This is a genomic window from Citrobacter sp. W9, from assembly GCF_026719375.1.
Classification (GTDB): Bacteria; Pseudomonadota; Gammaproteobacteria; order Enterobacterales; family Enterobacteriaceae; genus Citrobacter; species Citrobacter werkmanii.
The window spans coordinates 21,601-43,769 of sequence record NZ_JAPPTE010000007.1 but is presented as its reverse complement, the minus strand read 5'-3'; the positions used below and the strand labels follow the sequence as shown (position 1 = coordinate 43,769).

General features: G+C 52.9%; 19 protein-coding genes. 6 read left to right on the top strand and 13 right to left on the bottom strand.

Annotation, left to right across the window (positions count from 1 at the left end; genetic code table 11):
* The first annotated feature begins 41 nt into the window (after positions 1-41).
* Positions 42-1,109, top strand: a complete 1,068-nt coding sequence (gene degS, locus OOJ59_RS12280; RefSeq protein WP_038634334.1) for an outer membrane-stress sensor serine endopeptidase DegS — start codon at positions 42-44, stop codon at positions 1,107-1,109.
* 146 nt (positions 1,110-1,255) lie between these two features.
* Here the strand turns inward: degS and mdh are convergent, their stop codons facing one another.
* Positions 1,256-2,191 carry a malate dehydrogenase gene (gene mdh / locus OOJ59_RS12275; RefSeq protein WP_038634337.1) on the bottom strand — a complete coding sequence of 312 codons (936 nt, stop codon included), beginning with the start codon at positions 2,189-2,191 and terminating at the stop codon, positions 1,256-1,258.
* A gap of 436 nt (positions 2,192-2,627) precedes the next feature.
* Between mdh and argR the strand changes: the two genes are divergently transcribed.
* Both argR and yhcN read left to right on the top strand, forming a co-directional pair.
* A complete protein-coding gene (argR, locus tag OOJ59_RS12270) occupies positions 2,628-3,098 on the top strand; it encodes a transcriptional regulator ArgR (RefSeq protein ID WP_003025162.1) in 471 nt (156 codons plus the stop codon).
* 375 nt (positions 3,099-3,473) lie between these two features.
* Positions 3,474-3,740 carry a peroxide/acid stress response protein YhcN gene (gene yhcN, locus OOJ59_RS12265; RefSeq protein ID WP_038634340.1) on the top strand — a complete coding sequence of 89 codons (267 nt, stop codon included), beginning with the start codon at positions 3,474-3,476 and terminating at the stop codon, positions 3,738-3,740.
* Positions 3,741-3,796: 56 nt separating this feature from the next.
* Here yhcN and OOJ59_RS12260 read toward each other — a convergent pair whose 3' ends face one another.
* The 4 genes from OOJ59_RS12260 to aaeX form a co-directional block, all read right to left on the bottom strand.
* Entirely contained in the window at positions 3,797-4,075 is a 279-nt protein-coding gene (locus OOJ59_RS12260; protein WP_038634342.1) for a barstar family protein, read from the bottom strand.
* Positions 4,076-4,192: 117 nt separating this feature from the next.
* On the bottom strand, positions 4,193-6,160 hold the full coding sequence (aaeB, locus tag OOJ59_RS12255) for a p-hydroxybenzoic acid efflux pump subunit AaeB (RefSeq protein WP_038634345.1): 1,968 nt from the start codon (positions 6,158-6,160) through the stop codon (positions 4,193-4,195).
* Between the two features lie 5 nt (positions 6,161-6,165).
* Entirely contained in the window at positions 6,166-7,098 is a 933-nt protein-coding gene (gene aaeA / locus OOJ59_RS12250) for a p-hydroxybenzoic acid efflux pump subunit AaeA (RefSeq protein ID WP_038634348.1), read from the bottom strand.
* Positions 7,099-7,105: 7 nt separating this feature from the next.
* Positions 7,106-7,309: a p-hydroxybenzoic acid efflux pump operon protein AaeX gene (aaeX, locus tag OOJ59_RS12245; RefSeq protein WP_003025177.1), complete on the bottom strand. Its 204-nt coding sequence runs from the start codon at positions 7,307-7,309 to the stop codon at positions 7,106-7,108.
* A gap of 184 nt (positions 7,310-7,493) precedes the next feature.
* Here aaeX and aaeR point away from each other — a divergent pair, with 184 nt between their 5' ends.
* Positions 7,494-8,423 carry an HTH-type transcriptional activator AaeR gene (gene aaeR / locus OOJ59_RS12240; RefSeq protein WP_038634351.1) on the top strand — a complete coding sequence of 310 codons (930 nt, stop codon included), beginning with the start codon at positions 7,494-7,496 and terminating at the stop codon, positions 8,421-8,423.
* 85 nt (positions 8,424-8,508) lie between these two features.
* Here the strand turns inward: aaeR and tldD are convergent, their stop codons facing one another.
* From tldD to mreB, 7 genes are all read right to left on the bottom strand, one after another.
* Positions 8,509-9,954: a metalloprotease TldD gene (tldD, locus tag OOJ59_RS12235; RefSeq protein WP_159121582.1), complete on the bottom strand. Its 1,446-nt coding sequence runs from the start codon at positions 9,952-9,954 to the stop codon at positions 8,509-8,511.
* A gap of 146 nt (positions 9,955-10,100) precedes the next feature.
* Positions 10,101-13,901, bottom strand: coding sequence for an AsmA2 domain-containing protein YhdP (gene yhdP, locus OOJ59_RS12230; RefSeq protein ID WP_160955905.1), 3,801 nt, complete (start codon positions 13,899-13,901; stop codon positions 10,101-10,103).
* 110 nt (positions 13,902-14,011) lie between these two features.
* Positions 14,012-15,481: a ribonuclease G gene (gene rng / locus OOJ59_RS12225; protein ID WP_160955906.1), complete on the bottom strand. Its 1,470-nt coding sequence runs from the start codon at positions 15,479-15,481 to the stop codon at positions 14,012-14,014.
* Positions 15,471-16,064 (bottom strand): Maf family protein, encoded by a 594-nt coding sequence (locus OOJ59_RS12220; RefSeq protein ID WP_160955907.1) that lies wholly within the window; start codon positions 16,062-16,064, stop codon positions 15,471-15,473. Before OOJ59_RS12220 ends, rng begins: the two co-directional genes overlap by 11 nt.
* Before the next feature lie 8 nt (positions 16,065-16,072).
* Positions 16,073-16,561 carry a rod shape-determining protein MreD gene (gene mreD / locus OOJ59_RS12215; protein WP_038634362.1) on the bottom strand — a complete coding sequence of 163 codons (489 nt, stop codon included), beginning with the start codon at positions 16,559-16,561 and terminating at the stop codon, positions 16,073-16,075.
* Positions 16,562-17,584, bottom strand: coding sequence for a rod shape-determining protein MreC (mreC, locus tag OOJ59_RS12210; RefSeq protein WP_038634365.1), 1,023 nt, complete (start codon positions 17,582-17,584; stop codon positions 16,562-16,564). It lies immediately after the preceding gene.
* Positions 17,585-17,648: 64 nt separating this feature from the next.
* The gene (gene mreB, locus OOJ59_RS12205; RefSeq protein WP_000913396.1) at positions 17,649-18,692 is read right to left on the bottom strand and encodes a rod shape-determining protein MreB; all 1,044 of its coding nucleotides are present in this window, start codon (positions 18,690-18,692) and stop codon (positions 17,649-17,651) included.
* On the opposite strand from mreB, the gene OOJ59_RS12200 reads away from it, so the two are divergent.
* Complete coding sequence (locus OOJ59_RS12200) at positions 18,670-18,990, top strand: hypothetical protein (RefSeq protein ID WP_154050627.1); 321 nt, start codon at positions 18,670-18,672, stop codon at positions 18,988-18,990. The two genes, mreB and OOJ59_RS12200, sit on opposite strands and share 23 nt — an antisense overlap.
* 8 nt (positions 18,991-18,998) lie before the next feature.
* Here the strand turns inward: OOJ59_RS12200 and csrD are convergent, their stop codons facing one another.
* A complete protein-coding gene (gene csrD, locus OOJ59_RS12195; RefSeq protein WP_087856908.1) occupies positions 18,999-20,939 on the bottom strand; it encodes an RNase E specificity factor CsrD in 1,941 nt (646 codons plus the stop codon).
* Between the two features lie 225 nt (positions 20,940-21,164).
* Here csrD and acuI point away from each other — a divergent pair, with 225 nt between their 5' ends.
* The gene (acuI, locus tag OOJ59_RS12190; RefSeq protein ID WP_159121494.1) at positions 21,165-22,139 is read left to right on the top strand and encodes an acrylyl-CoA reductase (NADPH); all 975 of its coding nucleotides are present in this window, start codon (positions 21,165-21,167) and stop codon (positions 22,137-22,139) included.
* Positions 22,140-22,169 lie beyond the last annotated feature (30 nt).

Sequence of the window (22,169 nt, the reverse complement as noted above, 5' to 3'; positions counted from 1 at the left end):
GATATGCTGCTGCCGTTCCCTTTTTTAATGACGCCGCCATCATGTTTGTGAAGCTTTTACGTTCGGTCGCGATTGGTTTAATCGTCGGCGCCATTCTGCTGGCGGCGATGCCCTCTCTGCGCAAAATTAATACTCTTACCACACCGCAGTTCGACAGTGCAGATGAAACGCCCGCCAGCTATAACCCCGCGGTTCGCCGTGCTGCACCTGCCGTCGTTAACGTTTATAACCGCAGTATGAACAGCACTGCGCATAACCAGCTTGAGATCCGTACGCTCGGCTCAGGCGTTATCATGGATCAGCGCGGCTATATCATTACCAATAAGCACGTCATTAATGATGCTGACCAAATCATCGTCGCATTACAGGATGGACGTGTATTTGAAGCGCTGCTCGTGGGCTCTGATACGTTAACCGACCTTGCGGTGCTGAAAATCAATGCGACTGGTGGACTGCCGACCATCCCCATTAATAACAAGCGTGTGCCGCACATTGGCGATGTGGTGCTCGCCATCGGTAACCCGTACAACCTTGGGCAAACCATTACCCAGGGGATCATTAGCGCCACCGGCCGTATTGGGCTGAACCCGACAGGACGCCAAAACTTCCTGCAAACGGATGCCTCCATCAACCACGGTAACTCCGGCGGTGCGCTGGTCAACTCATTGGGTGAACTGATGGGCATTAATACGCTGTCATTTGATAAGAGTAACGACGGCGAAACCCCGGAAGGTATTGGCTTTGCCATTCCGTTTCAGTTGGCAACCAAAATTATGGATAAGCTGATTCGTGACGGGCGCGTGATTCGCGGCTATATCGGCATCAGCGGTCGTGAAATTGCGCCACTGCACGCGCAAGGCAGCGGGATGGATCAAATTCAGGGGATAGTGGTTAACGAAGTGGCTCCGGACGGTCCAGCAGCCCAGGCAGGTATTCAGGTCAACGATCTGATCATTTCGGTCAATAATAAACCGGCAGTATCCGCTCTTGAGACCATGGATCAGGTGGCCGAAATTCGCCCAGGTTCAGTCATCTCGGTCGTCGTGATGCGCGATGACAAACAGCTGACGCTGCAGGTGACGATTCAGGAATACCCGGCCACCAACTAACGTCACGTCCTGGCAGCCTACTTACCATGAAAAACCGGAGCACATTGGCTCCGGTTTTTATTAGGCGATATCGTAGAGAGTTAGCACGTAATGCCTGATAGCGCGCAGCTTTCAGGCCTACAAATACACGCTGGCCTCTCTTCGCGTTACTTAACGAATTCTTCGCCCAGAGTAATATCTTTCTTCAGCGTGTCCAGCATGCCTTCCAGCGCGCTTTGCTCAAACGCGCTCAGCTTACCGATGGACTGACGCTCTTCTACGCCATTTTTGCCCAGCAGCAACGGCTGAGAGAAGAAGCGAGCATACTGGCCGTCGCCTTCAACGTAAGCACATTCAACCACGCCTTTTTCGCCGCTCAGTGCGCGAACCAGTGACAGGCCGAAACGTGCTGCGGCCTGACCCATAGACAGGGTAGCAGATCCGCCACCGGCTTTAGCTTCCACAACTTCAGTACCCGCGTTCTGGATACGTTTGGTCAGGTCAGCCGCTTCTTGCTCGGTGAAGCTCACGCCAGGAATTTGTGACAGCAATGGCAGAATGGTCACGCCAGAGTGGCCGCCAATAACCGGGACTTCAACGTCGCCAGGCTGTTTGCCTTTCAGTTCCGCAACAAAGGTATTGGAGCGGATAATGTCCAGCGTGGTCACGCCAAACAGTTTGTTCTTATCGTATACGCCTGCTTTTTTCAGCACTTCTGCAGCGATAGCAACGGTCGTGTTTACCGGGTTGGTGATGATACCGATACATGCTTTCGGACAGGTTTTAGCAACCTGCTGCACCAGGTTCTTCACGATACCGGCGTTGACGTTGAACAGGTCGGAACGATCCATACCCGGTTTACGCGCGACGCCCGCAGAGATCAGTACCACATCAGCACCTTCCAGTGCAGGGGTAGCGTCTTCGCCGCTGAAGCCTTTGATTTTCACAGCAGTAGGGATATGGCTCAAATCAACGGCCACACCAGGCGTTACTGGAGCGATGTCATACAGGGAGAGTTCTGAACCTGAAGGCAGTTGGGTTTTTAACAGTAATGCTAGCGCCTGACCGATACCACCAGCAGCGCCGAGGACTGCAACTTTCATCCTAAACTCCTTATTATATTGATAAGCAAAGTGTCTATTGCTCCGCGGCGGCGACCTTAATTCACAAATCCAACGAATACAACAACCACGCGTCAAGAATGCGTAGTCACGCAAATTTGGCTTTTATGCATTTAACTTACGTAAAATAAAACCTAAGTTACGTAATTCAAAACCACCCGCACAGTAGAGCAACTTTCCAACAGGTGCTGACAATATACCCTACCCACCTCTCAAAACAACATCAATTTGATAACAATTAATTTACTTTTAACCTTATTTGCGAGCCGTGACACAGGCATGTTTCTTGATAACGAAATTTGATAAAATTCCGCTCTTTCATAACATTATTTCAGCCTTTACCAGGGCAGACCGTTTGCATAAAAATTCATCTGTATGCACAATAATGTTGATTCTACCGCCATATTACGGGTGACTTATGCGAAGCTCGGCAAAACAAGAAGAATTAGTGAAGGCGTTTAAAGCGCTACTTAAAGAAGAAAAGTTCAGCTCTCAGGGCGAAATCGTCCTCGCCTTGCAGGATCAGGGCTTTGATAATATCAATCAGTCCAAGGTTTCACGCATGCTGACCAAGTTTGGCGCCGTGCGTACACGCAATGCGAAAATGGAAATGGTGTACTGCCTGCCGGCAGAGTTGGGGGTGCCGACAACCTCCAGCCCGCTGAAGAATTTGGTACTGGATATCGACTACAACGATGCGGTCGTGGTTATTCACACCAGCCCCGGTGCCGCCCAGTTGATTGCCCGCCTGTTGGATTCGTTGGGTAAAGCGGAAGGTATTTTGGGAACGATTGCCGGTGACGATACCATCTTCACCACGCCAGCTAAGGGTTTTACGGTAAAAGATCTGTACGAAGCCATTCTGGAGCTGTTCGAACAAGAACTGTAATACCTCCTTCCCCGTCGTCTCCCGGCGGGGAAAAACCTCTGCTTCCCCCTCTTGGTTCTATTTTCCACTGCCATTCATTTAACAAATGGTGCGTTTAACCGCTAAAATTCGTTCACATAGTGAATATGAAGGCTGAAAAACGCACATTTTGCAAAATACAGTATCTCATTGATTTTACTTAATTTAATTCTATATGAATGTTAAAAACGCCAGTTTTAATTCCTTTAAGTTATAAAAAATAATCCCCTTAAAACCTAATAACCATAGAAACAATTAGCGTGGTATTAATTTATCGCGTTATTAGTGTATACTTGATTTTGTGATGAGGGTCACGAAACAAGACCCACAATAAAAGAATTCGACGAGGTAAATATCATGAAAATCAAAACTACTGTTGCAACTTTAAGTCTTCTTTCTGTTCTCTCTTTCGGTGCAAGCGCCGCGGTTACTCAGGTGAACTCACAAGAAGCACAGAACCTGCAATCCATGGGTAGCATCTCTGTATCTCAGATCGGTAGTTCACCAATGGATATGCGTCAGGCTATCGCCGCTAAAGCTGAAAAAGCGGGTGCCAGCAGCTATCGCGTCACCGAACTCCGTGAAGGTGCTCACTGGCACGCGACTGCAGAACTGTACAAATAAACCCTCGTCGTCTAAACCGACGACTTGCCCCCGCCTGCCGGGGGCTTTTTTGTACCTTACATTGAGTGACGAACATTAAAACGCAACTGCCCTTCCAGCTCTTCTTCCGCTTCATCGAACAGTAATATTAATGCGCCATATCGCCTGCGTAGTTTGTCCGGCAAATGGACAAATTCAATCTCCACCGGCAGCGGCAAGACATCTCCGGTAACAACCTCCCACAGAGAATCTAAATCGACCACTTTTTCCCGGGTCAGACCAAATGCGCGCGTAAATTCGCGGTAGAAATCACCCTGGTCTTCTATCTCGTCAAAATCAAACGTATAGATGTTCATCTATAGCCACCATCCCGACGCCAGTCACTCTACGGACCACCAATATGCAGGGCCTCCCGCATTTCAGGTAAGTATAGCCATAAAAAAACCGACGCTTCTGGCATCGGTTTTTTGTGCTTAATTGCTGGTCAGCGCGTGCTGGTATTTGTGTAGCATCCCACTGAGTCGTTTTACCGGCTCGGTCACCTGTGGAGGGGCTTGCCAGATGATTAACTTCTCCTGATAGATCTCAAGCTCTTCCAGCAACTGGCTAAAGTAGCGGCGGCGTTTATCGTCATTTCCTGCTGAAATCACATGATCGGCGGTGCGACGCAGCTGGCGATGGAAGGCAGATAAATCCTCATTTACCGGTACCGGCGCATCGCGCAGACGCTGATGCGCGATAATCATCGTCAGCGCCAGGCGAAACTTCGCCAGGTCGCCGGGGAATTTGTTCATCAGTAAAAACAACTGCTGATAAAGCGCCGGAAGGTGGTTTTCTTTACGACGAACCACGTTGGTAGTCATTGCAGAAACCGCCGCGGAGACAAACTGGTTGAGTAACACGCGACCAGTTCTGTCCCGCGAGTTATCGCGCACCAGCAGAATGACGATAAACGCCAGCACACAACCAACAATCTGCCCCAGCGCACTGTCAAGAAACTGGCTAAAGTGGAAGGTCATCGGGTTATCCAGCACGATGATATTAATGGTGCTGGCCAGCGCGCCCATCGATCCCAGCCGTCGTTTCTGCACCTCGATTCCCAGAAAGAATCCCAGCACGGCCAGGCTCAGACACAACAACAGCATACTTTGCTGCGTATTGGGGATAATCACCAGAAAATAGAGCGCCCCGAGTGGTAATGCCGCCAACGTACCGTAGATAAAATCTATCGCCACCATCCGAGGGTTAGGCAGGCGCATTGCCAGCGAGGTGACAACCGCAATCATCACCATCGCGCCGCTGCCGGATGTCCAGCCGGTCCACAGCCAGAATAAGGTGCCCAGCACACAGGAGAGCGTGGTACGCCAGAAGTTGACCATCGCATGGTGACGCTCGGCGGACTCCACTTTCACTACCGGCTCGCCTTGCAGGATCTCTTCTTCCGTCGCGCTAATTTTTGTATTACTCACCACACCGCGTTTCAGTAGCAAGTAGCGCGTCGCCGCACCTGCCCAGCTATAAATCGTTACCGGTGTTTCACGTTCGCCAGTCCAGACAATAACCCGACGCATCCGCTTCAACTGTTTATGGACATCCTGCACCGTTTCAACCGGGGTATCGAACAACTCGCGGAAGGTGTCGGTGATAAGTTCCGGGCGGGTATTTTGAATAAGGTAAGTTTCACAGGACTGAGTAATGAGCGTGAGCGACAGCGTGTTTAATGCTTTGAGTCTGCGATTAGCACGCACCCAACGTGAAGACTCCATATTGAGGTTGCTGCGCATGCCCTCCAGCGCCGCCGTTCGACGGACTAAATCGCCCCAGGCTTTGTCCACTTCTTCACTGTCGCCATGCTTTATACACAACTGCATAAGCTGATACTGCGCCACCAGCAGGCTGTCCAGTTCGACATCAATTTCCTGTTTCACCGAGCGGGGCGAAAAGAGCAGATCGGCAACAATGGCGCAGACAATCCCCATCACAATCTCGCTGCAACGCTCAAGTGCAAATTGCGGCGTCAACAACGGTTCAGCCTGGATAGTAATGACGATGATCAGCGCCGTATAACCCGAAAGTCCCCAGGCATAGGAATTCTCGATCTTCACCAGCGACGAGATCCAGGTACAAAAACCGGCCCAGATACAACACACCAGGATCATCAACAACGGAGCACGGATCATGCTGATAATAATAATCAGGGCGGCAATACAGCCAATAAATGTGCCGACGATACGCAGCATCCCGCGGTAGCGGATGGCGCCTGAATAGGGTTCCCCACCGGCGGCAAAAGCCGGGCCTGCTGCCACAATTGCTGCGGTTAACACCGCCCAACGCGGAGTCTCAAGCTGAAAGTGAAAACCAACGAACAGCGCCAGGACAATTGCGCACGCCAGTTTTACCGCGAAGCGGATATGCTGGTTAGCAATGGAAAAAATACCCATCGCAATTAACCGAACTCGCGCAGGCGGTGCGCCATTTTACGGAAGAAGGATTCCTGACTGGCATCGCGATCCTGCTTACCGGTGATAACAACGGTAGCCGTCGTCCCGGCTGGCCACAGGGTTCCCTGCTGCTCATCAAGACGAATGCGCACCGGTACACGCTGTGCCAGACGGACCCATTCAAGATTGGAATCAATGGTCGCCATACCTTTTGCGTCTCGCGTGCTGCTGGCATTCGTTACGCCAGCCGCCACGCTATCGACGGTACCCTTCAACACATTATTGCTACCAAGCGGGGTAATTTCAGCGCGATATCCAGGGCGTACGCCTTCCAGCTTGGTTTCTTCCATATACGCCAGGACATAGAACGAGTGCTGTTTTACCAGCGCTACCGCCGTGGAGCCTCGGGTAATAAATTCGCCGCTGTAAACATTCAGGTTAGTCACCCAACCATCCGCTGGCGCACGAATAACGGTACGTTCAAGATCCAATTTTGCCAAATCGCGGGTCGCTTGCGCCTTCGCCAACTGGTGTAATACGGTTTGCAGTACGTTGTTAGACTGATCAATCTCTTCACGAGACATGGCCTGCACGCCCAGACGGTTACGACGACCGGCTTCCTGACGTTTTTCCTGCGCCAGAACCTGGTAATAAGAGACGTCGGCTTCAGCCTGTTCGAGGGCTTTTTTATAGCGCGGCTGGTCGATGGTAAACAGCACCTGATCCTTTTTCACCAGTTGGTTATCATGGACGTTAACGTTGGAAATAAGACCCGCAACGTCCGGCGCAATGGCGACGACATCAGCGCTGAAACGCGCATCACGCGTCCACGGCGACTCGGTGTAGAACACCCATGCGCGAAAAATAGCAATGAAGGCCAGAATGACCAGTACGAGAGTCATGGCCGTACGGGAGAGTTTTTTTGTTAGTGTTTTCACTTCAACCTCAAACGAACAGGCGCGTTATTAAATAGAACAGGCAGCAATACAGCGCGGTGTTAAACAGAGCCGGATGCCAGACAAAATCATAGATGCCAGTTGGAACCAGCACCCGGCGCACCAGCCAGAAAATCGCCAGTGACAAAAGCAATTCGAAAAAAATCGGTGGGAAGGACAGACCAAACACCACGATAACGGGAAACAGACTCATGTTGACCTTGGTAGCTTAAGAGAGTGCAGGTGATAGATTTTCTAGCGTATGTCACCGCAGAGAAGGGCAAGGAAGAGCCAGGCGAGAGCGACATAGCCGTTATTTGAATAATAATATATTAACGTAACTGTTATGCTGTTATCTATATTATGTGATCTAAATCACTTTTAAGCCAGAGTGAATAATGGAACGATTAAAACGTATGTCGGTGTTCGCCAAAGTTGTCGAACTAGGCTCCTTCACCGCCGCCGCAAGACAGCTGCAAATGAGCGTTTCATCGATAAGCCAGACGGTCTCTAAACTGGAAGATGAACTACAGGTCAAGCTGCTAAACCGCAGTACGCGCAGCATTGGGCTAACCGAAGCCGGTAAAATTTATTATCAGGGCTGCCGTCGAATGCTGCACGAAGCGCAGGATGTGCATGAGCAGCTGTATGCCTTTAATAACACTCCTATCGGCACATTGCGTATTGGCTGTTCTTCAACCATGGCACAAAATGTCCTCGCCGGGCTGACGGCGAAAATGCTGAAAGAGTACCCCGGCCTGACGGTAAATCTGGTCACCGGCATCCCGGCACCGGATTTAATTGCTGATGGACTGGACGTGGTCATCCGCGTCGGCGCGTTACAAGACTCCAGCCTGTTTTCACGTCGTCTGGGAGCCATGCCGATGGTGGTCTGCGCCGCTAAAAGTTATCTCGCCCAGTTTGGCGTTCCGGAAAAACCTGCCGATCTCAGCAATCACTCATGGCTGGAATATAGCGTGCGCCCGGATAACGAATTCGAGCTTATCGCCCCGGAGGGGATCTCTACCCGCCTGATTCCAGAAGGGCGCTTCGTCACTAACGATCCGATGACGCTGGTGCGCTGGCTGGCCGCAGGCGCGGGTATTGCCTATGTACCATTGATGTGGGTGATCAATGAGATCAATCGCGGCGAAGTGGAGATCCTGCTTCCCCGCTACCAGTCGGATCCGCGTCCGGTCTATGCGCTGTACACCGAAAAAGACAAACTGCCGCTTAAGGTTCAGGTAGTGATTAACTATCTGACGGATTATTTTGTCGATGTGGCGCAGCTGTTTCAGGGAATGTATGGTCGAGGGAAAGAGAAATAAAAGAGTCCAGGCCGGATAAGGCGTTGACGCCGCATCCGGCAAGATGCCCGATGGCACTGACGCTTATCGGGCCTGGATCATGATGCTATGCGGTGCCACCGACCGTCAAATTATCGACCTTCAGCGTCGGCTGGCCCACGCCCACCGGCAGGCTTTGCCCTTCTTTACCGCAAACGCCTACGCCGTTATCCAGTTTCAGATCGTTACCTACCATCGAAATTTGCTGCATCGCTTCGATACCGGAGCCAATCAGCGTCGCGCCTTTCACGGGTTTGGTCACTTTACCGTTTTCAATCAGATACGCTTCGGACGTTGAGAACACAAATTTCCCGGAGGTGATATCCACCTGACCACCGCCGAAGTTCGGCGCATAAATGCCGTATTCGACAGATTCAATGATTTCCTGCGGCGTGGATTTGCCCGGCAGCATATAGGTGTTGGTCATCCGCGGCATCGGCAGATGCGCGTAAGATTCACGGCGTCCGTTACCCGTTGGCGCCACACCCATCAGGCGCGCATTCAGTTTGTCCTGCATGTAGCCTTTCAGAATACCGTTTTCGATCAGCACGTTGTACTGGCCCGGTGTACCTTCGTCATCAATAGCCACGGATCCACGACGGTCCGCCATTGTGCCATCATCCACTACGGTACACAGTTCTGACGCGACCAGTTCACCCATATGACCGCTAAATACCGAGGTGCCACGACGGTTAAAGTCGCCTTCCAGACCATGGCCGACCGCTTCGTGCAGCAGAACGCCAGGCCAGCCAGCGCCGAGTACCACCGGTAACGTACCTGCCGGCGCGGCTACTGCGGACAGATTGACCAGCGCCATGCGCACAGCCTCTTTCGCCCACGCGTCGGCACGAACGTCACCATCGAGATCGCCGAGGAAATAGTCATAACCAAAGCGACCGCCGCCACCGCTCGCGCCGCGCTCACGTTTACCGTCTTCTTCGACCTGCACGCTGACGGACAAACGTACCAGTGGACGGACATCCGCGGCCAGCGTACCGTCGGTCGCCGCCACCAGAATCAGCTCATAAACACCGGTCAGGCTGGCGGTCACTTCCTGAACGCGCTTGTCAGCAGCACGCGCAACGCGGTCAACGCGACGCAGAATATCCAGTTTCTCTTCGCGGCTCATGCTTTGTAACGGATCGACCGAAGTGTAAAGCGCCTGATGCTCTACCGCACCCAGCGTTTTTACTTTGCCGTCACCACTGTCGCGCACAATAATCCGGGCAGCATGCGCACTTTGCTCCAGAGCCAACAGGCTAATCTGGTCTGCATAAGCAAACCCCGTTTTTTCGCCGCTGATGGCGCGTACGCCAACACCCTGATCGATATTGTAAGAACCATCTTTAATGATGCGATCTTCTAAAACCCAGGATTCGTGATAGCTCGACTGAAAATAGAGATCGCCGTAATCGAGACGGCGTTCGGCCAGTTGGCCCAGGATGGCAAACAGATCCTGATGTTTCAGGCCATTCGCCGCTAGCAATTGTTCACTTACCAGGTTCAGACTCATCGTTTTGTTACTCATTTAATTCTGCCGGATGGCGGCAAAAACGCCTTATCCGGCCTACGTTGTTAGGCTACTGTAGGCCGGATAAGCGCTGCTCCATCCGGCAATACTATGTACTGAGATTGGGGCAATTACTTGCCCCCGTCAAATCATTGCTGGCTTTCTTTGCGCGGCTGACGCAGAACTTCGTTAATCTGCGGCTTATCAACCGGACCGGTGATACGGTAACGCAGAATCGAAACTTTACTCCACAGCGGCCCCAGAACCTTACTGGCGGCAAACACCGCCGCGCCGACAATCGGGTTGACGGCAAATGCGGCGGCAACCCCAACGGTGGCAGAAATTTCAGGCGCGACAACCGCTTCCATATCCAGTTCGCGGCGTACCAGATTCACCGAGCCTTTCATCGCGATGTCAGCTTCCAGACCGTCCACCAGCGTGTCGTCGGTATGCATCACACCATCCTTAATCCACGCCGTGCTGCGAATGGAGTCGAAATAGAAGCCTTCACTGAAGGTATCGCTAAAATCAAAGCGCAGTTTACGTAGCAACGCGTCAAAGCTTAACAGGCGTAACAGTTGCCCCGCATGTCCGGTACTGAGTTCGGTAAGCTCACCTTTGCCCAACCGGGTGCGCAAAATCCCATTCAGCGACGCTTCATCCGGATCCCACGGTGGATTACGCCAGTGCAGGTCGTACTCCACATTGAACGAAGAGTTACGAATCGGCGTCGATACGCCAAAGAAACCGGCGGCAGAGTCAATTTTTTTGCCGTTCAGTTTTCCCTTCAGTGACGTACGCTCTTTACCCGGCACATTCACCCATTCACCATCGGCAGTCAGTCTGGCAAAGCCGGTATCCAACAGACCGTTGCTCAACGAGAGCGTATCGCCTTTGATCGCCACATCGGCATCAATACGTCCATATTTCTGTCCCCACAGCCAACACTCTGCACAGCGGAGCTGAACATCCGGCCAGCCACGGAAGCTGACGTTATTGATGGTAGAGAAAGGCGACGCTGGCGCTGTGCCGGGAGAAGGCTTTGCGGCGCTCGGGTTGTAATAGAGGTATTTAATGTTCGCCAGCCACGGGGCGTTATTGCGCATAGCCAACGTGGCGTTGATCTCACGCCCCTGCGCCTGCACGCTGGAACCGTTGCCCGAAGGCTCAGACACAATACTTAAATTGTTCCACTGCTGCCCCCCCAGGGATAACGATGGCGTACGTACCGTGATGCGTTGCGGGAAGTTGGCGTTCGAGCCAACGTTATCCGCAGCGCCCTTCTGGAACAATGCCAGCCATTGCGCGCCGTCCATAGGGGGAAGATTGAGCTCAATGCCTTGCTGATCGGGTAACGCGGGCACGGTGCGGCTTTCCGACGTCCAGATAGCGCGGTCAAGGGTCAGCTTCTGATTCAGCAGCCAGTGGCTGTTGAAGTGATTCTTGCTCCCTGCGTTGCCGGTGAGATCAAAGCTGCGCAGATTGCCGTTGGCCTTCACGTTTACCGGCAGCGCCTCACCGGCCGCCTTATTCAGTGGAGCAGGTAAGTGGCTACTTACATTCTTCAGGTCACTCTTTAACGCAATGTCGTAGGTCGCCCCGGCATGATACGGAAGATTGATACCCACCTTGCCATTCCACGCCATACTGCCGCTTAACGCATCGTTCACCTGCGTCGGCAAAATCCCCATACGGTTTGGCTGCCAGTCGCCCTGCAGATTCACCGCCACCTGATAGGCTTTGGCCCCTTCGGTAGTGGAAAAATCGACGTTCAGCGGCTGATTAAACCAGTTTGCCGTCATCGGCTCGCTCTGCAGATCGCCGTTCACAAAGCTGAATTTACCGGTCAAATTCTTCAACGTGCTGTCGAGCGGTTTAATAAACAGACTGTTATTACGCAGATTGACATCACCTTTGGCCGTAACCAGCGAGCCATCCAACGGGATATCGAGATGTAAGCGAGCATTCACATCGCCATCAATCTGCAACTGCTCAAGCGTGGCGCCAAGAGAATCTTTTAGCGGCGTATCATCAAAATAAGGTCCAACCGCTTTGCCCGGCCCGTTGATGTCGGCATCAATCAGCAGCTTTTCTTTTGCATAGTCGGGAATATTGGCCGTCAGATTGCTGGCTTTTACGCCGCCTAAATTAACGCCATCCGTTTTCATCCACAGACCGTCGTTAATGAAGTTCAGTTCAATATTGAGGTCAGTCAACGCAGGCCAGTCGGGCTGAAAGGCGAATTTAGCATTGCGTAACGGCACCAGGACCTGAAACTGCCCTTCATTATGCAGATACGGGAACAAATGCGGGTTGCCGCCATACACCAACGTGGCATTATCCGCTTCGCCGCCCTGAATCGCGCCGCTGAGGTAGTCAACCAGCTCTTTGCCCATCAGATTTTCCGGGAAGTAGCGCCAGGCCTGAGAGCCGTCATCAGTACTGATCCCCGCCAGAATGCCTAACCATGGCTCGTCACCGGTCGGTTGCAGATAGCGAAAACCACCGCGCGCATGTACCGCTTTCGCTTTGACATCAATGTTGCGCCCATCTAACTGAAAACCTTTATCATTCTTCAGCCAGCTTAGCGTCGCCACGCCGTTTTCTATTTCCAATGGTGCGCGGAAGACGCTCTCATACGGCATGCGGGCTTGCTTGATGGAGGCGGTAAGCGCACCATTTTCCACGCTGCCCGAAAGCGTACCGGAGAAATGCTCCGCCCCCGGTAACAACTTCCACTGTTTCCAGGCCAGATTGGTCCACGAGGTCTGGAAACGGGTCTTTTCTGTCGCCTGTAATGGGATATCCAGCGCCAGCACATCAATTTTGCCGCTTGGCTGCGTGGCGCGCCAAATATCCCCCAACGCTGGCGATAACTTAGCCGCCATCGGGCGCAGCCCTTCTAATCCAGCCAGCTCCAGATTGCTGGCGCGAATGCGTAGCTCGTCACTGCGCTTGTTATTCTCACCACCGACTTCCTGCTCAGGGATCCAGGCCAGCGTTAACGCCCCGCTTGGCCAGGGTTTATCATCCATGGTGATACGGGTATCGGGAATAGAGAATTGCCAGCCCGGCTGTTCGCGGCTAATGTGCGCCGTCAGGTTATCCACGGAGAGCGTATGCGTGCGGTTGTCACCCAGCCAGCTGGCGCCGCCTTTCTTCAGCCAGACATCGCCTCCGGAAACGACGCCTTTATTGATCGTCATCCATGCTTCCAGGCTAAAACGCGCGGTTTGCAACGCGACATTATCCTGCATCCATTTGCCCAGCCACGGTTTGACGTCAATGTCGTCTGCCTGCAGCCAGACCCGTCCATTATTCAACAGCCCATTGTCGTCGCGCAGATCCATGCGCACCTGCATAACGCCATGTTGACCGGTCAGACTGGAGAGACTGACCTGCCCCTCAGCGCGATGCCGGTTTTTACCGTTCAACCAGGTAAGCTGTGGGATCGCCAGTTCAGCGCGCTGGCCTGAGAGGGTTAAAAAGCTGATTTGACTGTCGCGGAGATCGAAATGATCGAACTGACGCAGGAAGAGATCGCTGAGGTGACCCGCTTCAATTCCATCACCGCTTTCACTACTCTGGATAGGAGTATTGGTGCGCAACTGCAATTGCCAGAAGGTGAGATCGCGAAACTGCCAGCGCATGTGCAGTAAACTTTGCCAGACATCCAGCGCTAACGTGACGCGTTTTACCGAAAACTCACCGCCGTCTTTGAGCTGCGCGTGGATATCACGCGCTTCAAGCGTAGGGCCGAAATTTTGCCAGTTGGCGGATAGCTGGCTGGCGGTAACGGGCAGGCCAGTCGCAGATTCAATCTTACCGAGAATGGCCGGACGCCAGCTATCAAGATGAGGTAGCGCAAGGCGCAGTCCACTGACCATCAGCGCTGCAATGACAACGAATGCGGCTCCAGTGAGCAGTAATATCCCCGGCAATCGCCTCACGCGCCTCTCCTTGTCTGCAAAAAAATGTGACTCACACCCCTTGAGTGTATATTGCCGGATGGCGGCGCTTGCGCCTTATCCGGCCTACATGCGCTGGTGCTACTACTCAATTACATCATTACGACGTCGAACTGCTCCTGGTTATAGAGCGGTTCAACCTGGACTTTGACCTGTTTACCCACAAAGATTTCGACTTCCGCCAGCGAATGCGACTCTTCGCCTTTCAGGGTTTCTGCCACTGCCGGAGATGCATAAACCAGGAAGCGATCGGAGTCGTATGCATGGTGTACGCGGACAATTTCGCGCATGATTTCATAGCATACGGTTTCCACCGTTTTCACGGTACCGCGTCCATGACAGGTAGGGCACTCATTGCACAGCACATGCTCCACGCTTTCACGCGTGCGCTTACGCGTCATCTCCACCAGGCCCAGCTGTGAAAAACCGTTAATGCTGGTTTTTACGCGGTCCTTGCTCAGAGCCTGCTCCAGAGAGTGCAACACCCGGCGCCGATGATCTTCATTATTCATGTCGATAAAATCGATAATGATAATGCCGCCCAGGTTACGCAGACGCAGCTGACGCGCAATGGCCTGCGTTGCTTCAATATTAGTATTAAAAATAGTGTCGTCGAGATTACGATGTCCAACAAACGCGCCGGTATTGATATCCACGGTGGTCATCGCTTCGGTTTGATCGATGATCAAATAGCCGCCGGATTTCAGCTCAACCTTGCGTTCCAGCGCGCGCTGGATTTCATTCTCAACGTCAAAGAGATCGAAAATAGGCTGACGTCCGCTGTAATGCTCCAGCTTGCTGGTCATCTCGGGAATGTACTCCGCCGTAAATTCCAGCAACGCCTCATAGGTCAGGCGAGAGTCGACGCGGATCCGATCAAGCTGGGCATCGGCAAAATCACGCAAAACGCGCTGCGCCAGCGCAAGTTCGCCATACATCTGGTAGCGCGTTTGCGGACGTTTTTTGCGCTCCATGACTTTCGTCCAGACGCGCTTCAGGTAGGCAGCATCCGAGGCCAGATCCTCTTCGCATACGCCTTCCGCCGCTGTACGAATAATAAATCCGCCCTGCTCATCACAGTAATCGGCTACCACTTTTTTCAGACGTTCGCGTTCGCTTTCGCTTTCGATACGTTGGGAAACGCCAACGTGCGACGCGCCCGGCATAAAAACAAGATAACGGGAAGGCAGCGTAATGTCCGTCGTCAGGCGAGCGCCCTTAGTACCCAGCGGATCTTTTACCACCTGCACCATCAAATCCTGGCCCTGGCGAACCAGTTCAGAAATGTCGCGCACGGTGAACTGTTTTTGTTCTTCACCGGCTACGCATTCGGTGTGTGGCATGATGTCTGAAGCGTGAAGAAATGCGGCTTTATCCAGTCCAATATCTACAAAAGCCGCCTGCATACCCGGAAGTACACGACTTACACGACCTTTGTAGATATTGCCTACGATTCCACGTCGCGCCTCACGTTCAATATGAATTTCCTGCAGAATACCGCCATCAATGTAAGCCACCCGTGTTTCCGATGGCGTTACGTTTACCAACAATTCAGCCGTCATGTTTATCCCTTTGCTCACGCAGTGCGTTAAAATTGGTCAGCAACTCATACGTTTCTACCAGCGGTAAGCCGACTACGGCGTGATAGCTGCCATTTATCTTCCTGACAAAACAGCCACCCAACCCTTGAATACCGTATGCACCTGCTTTATCCATTGGTTCACCGCTGGCAACATAACCCGCGATGTCCTCATCGGTGAGTGCTCTGAATGTCACTTCCGTCACCACCAGACAGTCCAGACTGTGCTGGCGATCGGCCAATGCCACGGCGGTCATGACCTGATGCGTGTTGCCCGACAGCTTACGCAGCATTGCGGCGGCATGGGCGGCGTCGTGCGGTTTTTCCAGCACTTCGCCGTTAAGAATAACAATGGTATCCGCACCCAATACCGGCAAATCGCGCTGCGCCAACGCAACGCCAGCCTGCGCTTTTTCGCGCGCCAGACGAGAAACGTACTGCTGCGCGCTTTCCTGCAGGTGCCGCTGTTCTTCAATCCCAGGAACCAGCCGTTCAAACGTGATACCAAGTTGAGCGAGCAGTTCCTGACGACGTGGAGAACCTGAAGCAAGATACAGAGTATTCATATCAACCTTTATTGCACCGCAAACTGCTGACGGATTTTACGCATCAGTAAGAATAGCCATGGCCAGAGCACACCATTCACTACACTACTCCAGAACACTTCAGGTCTGAAAGAGACATTGATCACTAAAAACTCGGCCCAGAAAACAATAATATCCACGACCAGTGATAACAACACGACCACCAGCGCCTGTTGCCAGAGCGCGAGGTTGCGGAATAGCTGGAATTTCAGCGCGACCAGATAGGCAATGATACTCATCGACAAGGCCCGCACGCCAAGCGTGGAACCGCTAATGAGATCCAGTATGGCACCCACCACGAACCCTGTGCCCACATTTACGCGATGCGGTAGCGCCAGAATCCAATACAACAAGATGAGCAGCACCCAGTTTGGCCGGAAAACAAGAATGTCATCCGGCCAGGGCATAACTTGCAGCAACAGTGCAATAAGGAACGAAAGCCAAATAACCCAACGCCCCTGGCTACGATAGCTTGCCACTTACTGTCCTCCCGGCTTACGCGGAGCAGGTTGTGGCGACGTGGTGTCCGTAGGCGCTGTAGTGACGCCTGTAGCAGGTGCCGGTACTGGCGCAGGCGGCCCCATGGCATCTGGCGCAGGCAGAACTTGCGGCATCATTTGCATCAAACGTTCATTGGCAACACGGTGTACTTCTTCCGGCGTCATCGGATTGGCGCCGTTACGATCGGCTCCCCACAACAGCAGCAGATAGCGCAAACGCTGCAAACCCGCGGTCGGACGAGCCTGAATGACGGTATAAGCACGCTGAGTGTCCAGCTTAACGGAAGAAACAACAGCAACCGGATAACCTTCCGGGAAGCGTCCACCCAAACCGGAAGTCACCAGCACATCGCCAACGCGAATGTCGGTGTTCGCCGGCAGATGTTCAAGCTGAAGATCGTCCGTACAACCGTTGCCCGCAGCAATGACGCGAATATCGTTACGCAGAACCTGGATTGGCAGAGCATGCGTCGCATCGCAAATCAGCAGTACGCGGCTGGTCAGTTTTGCTACCGCAACGACCTGACCCACTACACCTTTGTCGCTGATAACTGGCTGACCTTCGTAGACGCCGTTAACGCTCCCTTTGTCGATCACGACCTGATCGCTGTATGGGTCATTAACCGTTGAGATGACCTGCGTCACCATCTTTTGTTCGTCCTGACGCAATGGCGATCCCAGCAGCTCGCGCAAACGCGCGTTCTCCTGTTTATATTGCCCCAACATCAGCAGCTCGCTATTTTTCAGCAGCAGTTCCTGACGCAGCGCCCGGTTTTCAAGTTCGAGTTGGTCACGCGAAGCCAGCGTTTGCGACACGCCGTCGAGTAATTCACGAGGACCATTAGAGATAAAGTAGAAAGGACTGACGGCGGTATCCATGTACGTTCGGATTTGACTAAACGTACCCAGGCGGCTGTCGGCAATAATAACGCCGAGCGCCACCAGCACCGCCAGAATAAGGCGAATCTGTAGCGACGGGCCACGGCTAAAAATTGGCTTCATAGTCTATGCGTATTCTCGTATCAGAGCGGAAGGGCAACCCGCGGGCCACCCTACCTGCGTCCGATTACTCTTCGCTGAACAGGTCGCCGCCGTGCATATCGATCATTTCCAGTGCTTTGCCGCCACCGCGCGCCACGCAGGTCAGCGGATCTTCAGCAACAACAACTGGAATACCGGTTTCTTCCATTAACAGACGATCAAGGTTACGCAGCAGCGCACCGCCACCGGTCAGCACCATACCGCGCTCGGAGATGTCTGACGCCAGCTCTGGCGGACACTGTTCCAGTGCAACCATTACCGCGCTCACGATACCGGTCAGCGGCTCCTGCAGCGCTTCCAGAATCTCGTTGGAGTTCAGGGTAAAGCCGCGTGGAACACCTTCAGCCAGGTTACGGCCGCGTACTTCGATCTCGCGGACTTCATCGCCCGGATAAGCGGAACCGATTTCGTGTTTAATACGTTCTGCGGTGGCTTCACCGATCAGAGAACCATAGTTACGACGAACGTAATTAATGATAGCTTCGTCGAAGCGGTCACCACCAATACGTACGGAAGAAGAGTAAACCACGCCGTTCAGGGAGATAACGGCAACTTCAGTGGTACCACCACCGATATCCACAACCATTGAGCCGGTTGCTTCAGAAACTGGCAGACCCGCACCAATCGCGGCCGCCATCGGCTCTTCGATCAGAAAGACTTCACGGGCGCCTGCGCCCTGAGCGGATTCACGGATCGCACGGCGTTCAACCTGGGTTGCGCCAACCGGTACACACACCAGTACGCGCGGGCTTGGGCGCATGAAGCTATTGCTGTGCACTTGTTTGATAAAGTGCTGGAGCATTTTTTCAGTCACGAAGAAGTCAGCGATAACGCCGTCTTTCATTGGGCGAATTGCAGCGATATTGCCCGGCGTACGACCCAGCATCTGCTTCGCATCATGACCTACTGCAGCCACGCTTTTCGGCGAACCGGCACGATCCTGACGAATGGCCACAACAGAAGGCTCATTCAATACGATGCCTTGTCCTTTTACATAAATAAGGGTATTCGCGGTACCCAGGTCAATGGACAGGTCATTGGAAAACATGCCACGAAATTTTTTCAACATACTAAGGGATAATCCTGAAAGCTGGGGCGGAAAACAAAATCCGCTTACTTTACCAACCACACGCAGCAGCGACAAGGCGCAAAAATCATCTGCTACGGTGAAAATTAGTGCAGTTCGTTTCCTTTGTTACAAAACCGGCCTGAGTCCATCAGGGCTGAAAAAATCAGCAGCATTCCTCGCTTTTGTTTGCAACCTGTCAAAGGTCATTCACCTGCATGTTTGCTGTTACAACCTGGCGAGCAGACAAGCACACCCCCAGAAGGCACAGCGCGCGTTATTCTACGTGAAAACGAATTAAACGGCAGGTTAAACCGAATATCTTTGCGAATATTTTTTCACGTTAGTGTCAAGTGGCTGTGATGCGGCAAAAAAATCCCCTTGCCCACCAGCAACTCCGCGTTCCGTCAGCGTATGCCACTCGCTACGCGAACGAACTCCCGTGGCATAAACCTGTGTTGGCGTGCCTGAACAGGCCTCCGCCAGGCTTTGAACCAACAGTTGGTTTTCGGTTCGCTTATCAATATTCCTCACCAGGCTTGGATGCAGCTTCAATAACTCAACGTTAAGCTCTTTAATCCAACTGGTGCTCACCAGCGTTAAACCGGCCTGCGTAACGGCGATCCGTACCCCTAGCGCATCCATCAATCGAATGACGGGCTGTAATCGGCTGATATGTTGACAAACATCTGCCTCAGCAAGTTCAATAATTATGCGTTTGCGTAGTGATTTTTCGCACTGCATCAACGTATCACGCAGCCAGCGCTGAAAACGTGGGCGAATTAGCGATTCAACCGTTATCTGCATCGCCAGGCTTTCCTGCGGCCAGTAGCCCAAAAGCAGGATCAGACGACTTAACTGTAAACGGTCATACTCTTCAGCCAGGCCAAACTGCAGCACCATCGGCATATATTCCGCCGAAATAACCTCTTCGCTGCCATCAAAAATACGGCACATCAGTTCCCGGTGGTGTACCCGTCCTTCACGCGTTACCGCAGGTTTTTGATATATTCTCGGCCCGCCCCGGCTGAGCATCTGTTCAATCAGCGTCCGCCAGCGCACGTTGCCCCGGCCTTTTTCCGGCAGGGAGTCATCATAGACCGACCAGCTGTTCCCACCCTGCAGGACCGAATTCCGGGTGGCGGCCTCAGCATGATCCATCACCTGTTCCGTCGACTGACCACTGCGGCAAACGCAAATGCCAATATGAACCATATCGGCACGATCGATCATTTTATTAGTCGGAAGCGCATCGACCGCTTTTAATAATTGCCCGGCGATGCTTTCGGCTTCTTTCAGCGTGCGATGTGGCAACAGGATGGCAAAATCGCTACGGTGGTAGCGCGCCAGCAATGCCCCCGGATAACGCGTCATAAACGTCGACAACAAATTGATTAGCGTTGAAATTTGTTCTTCCGCCAGGGTGATTCCCCAGCTATCTCGCAGCAGAGTAAAGTCCGGCAGACGCACCATCATCACGACGCCATGCGCTCCCACCTTTTCTTGATCTTCCAGCAGCGTGGCCAACTGGTTATCAAAAAACAGACGGTTACTCAGCCCGGTTTTTGTATCCTGCGCAACATAGGAGCGAATCAGGGTGTCCAGTCGGCTGCGTTGCTCGCGGGCATTTTGAATTTCAGTCAGCAACATATCGAGCGCACTGCTGGTGCGCGCTGGCCATTCATAGACCGTTCCTCGTACATTCGGCCCGCGTTCACCGTTCAGAATACGCGTGGAACGAATCTCCAGTAACTCCTGGCCTGAAAGCTGACGCTGAAGCCAGCGTACCGACAAAAAGAGCATCAGAATAATAAACGCAATGGCCAGTGTGAGCGGCGCGGTAGTCAGTAGCGAATGGAAATAGTTGCCCATCGGATCCTGATAAACCAGGCGAACTGACATGCCCGGATGCTTGACCAACGGTACGGTGATGTCGCGGTAGAGGTTGTTCGTTCCTGCCGGGCGGTAGCTGCTGGTCCGGGAGTGGTCATACACTATATGCTCCCCTTGCAGCAACTCGATACGCACGATATCAACAGAAACCATCAGTTCATCGATTTGCGGCGTCAGCGAAACGAAATCGCGGGAGACAAGATGTGTATCAATCGCCGTCGCCACCGCCTGCACTCGCGTAGTGAACTTATATTGAATAGCGTTGTAGAAACTCAGCGAGCAGCCAATCAGAGTCACAAAGATCGTTAACCCAGTAAGCAGCGTGACAAAAGCTGAGAATTTCGTCGTTAATCGCATCCTTGTGTTAACTCCGACAGTTATGAAACAGGTGTGAAAGAGATAAAGCGACTCGAAAATGCAAAACTGAACGCAAAATCCGCCAATTTATGCAAACTGTGGGGGCATACTACCAAATCAGGTATATCTGGCAATTTATTGCGCAGAATCGGCATCATGTTTTGATTAGCGAGTATAGTCTTCATTAACAATTTTCCAATCCACTATACGAATTGAGGACAGGTTATGCAGGCTTTGATCTTAGAACAGCAGGACGGAAAAACCCTCGCATCCGTTCAACCCCTCGACGAAAACCAGCTCCCGGAAGGCGATGTAACGGTGGATGTCCACTGGTCGAGCCTGAACTATAAAGACGCCCTGGCTATCACTGGCAAGGGTAAAATCATCCGCAACTTTCCGATGATTCCTGGCATTGATTTCGCCGGTACCGTGCGTGCAAGCGAAGATCCCCGTTTTCATGCGGGTCAGGAAGTCTTACTGACCGGCTGGGGTGTGGGTGAAAACCATTGGGGCGGGCTGGCTGAACGTGCGCGCGTCAAAGGCGACTGGCTGGTAGCGCTGCCGCAAGGGCTGGACGGGCGCAAAGCGATGGTCATCGGCACCGCCGGTTTTACCGCCATGCTGTGCGTCATGGCGCTTGAAGATGCAGGTATTCGCCCACAAGACGGTGAGATTGTCGTCACTGGCGCCAGCGGCGGCGTGGGCAGCACAGCCGTTGCATTACTGCATAAGCTGGGCTATCAGGTTGCGGCAGTATCAGGCCGCGAAAGCACCCACGACTACCTGAAGAGCCTGGGCGCTAACCGTATTCTTGGCCGCGATGAGTTTGCTGAATCTCGCCCGTTGGAAAAACAGCTGTGGGCCGGTGCAATTGATACCGTTGGCGATAAAGTGCTGGCGAAAGTCCTGGCACAGATGAACTACGGTGGCTGCGTAGCCGCCTGCGGCCTGGCAGGCGGTTTCGCGCTGCCGACCACCGTTATGCCATTCATTCTGCGTAACGTTCGTCTGCAAGGGGTGGACTCGGTGATGACCCCGCCGGCACGCCGCGCGGAAGCCTGGGCGCGTTTAGTTAAAGATCTGCCGGAATCGTTCTATGCTCAGGCCGCCACGGAGATTACGCTGGCGGATGCGCCGAAGTTCGCCGATGCCATCATCAATAACCAAGTGCAAGGCCGTACCCTGGTGAAGGTGAAATAACAGGCACCAGCGCAGAAATTTACACTTAAC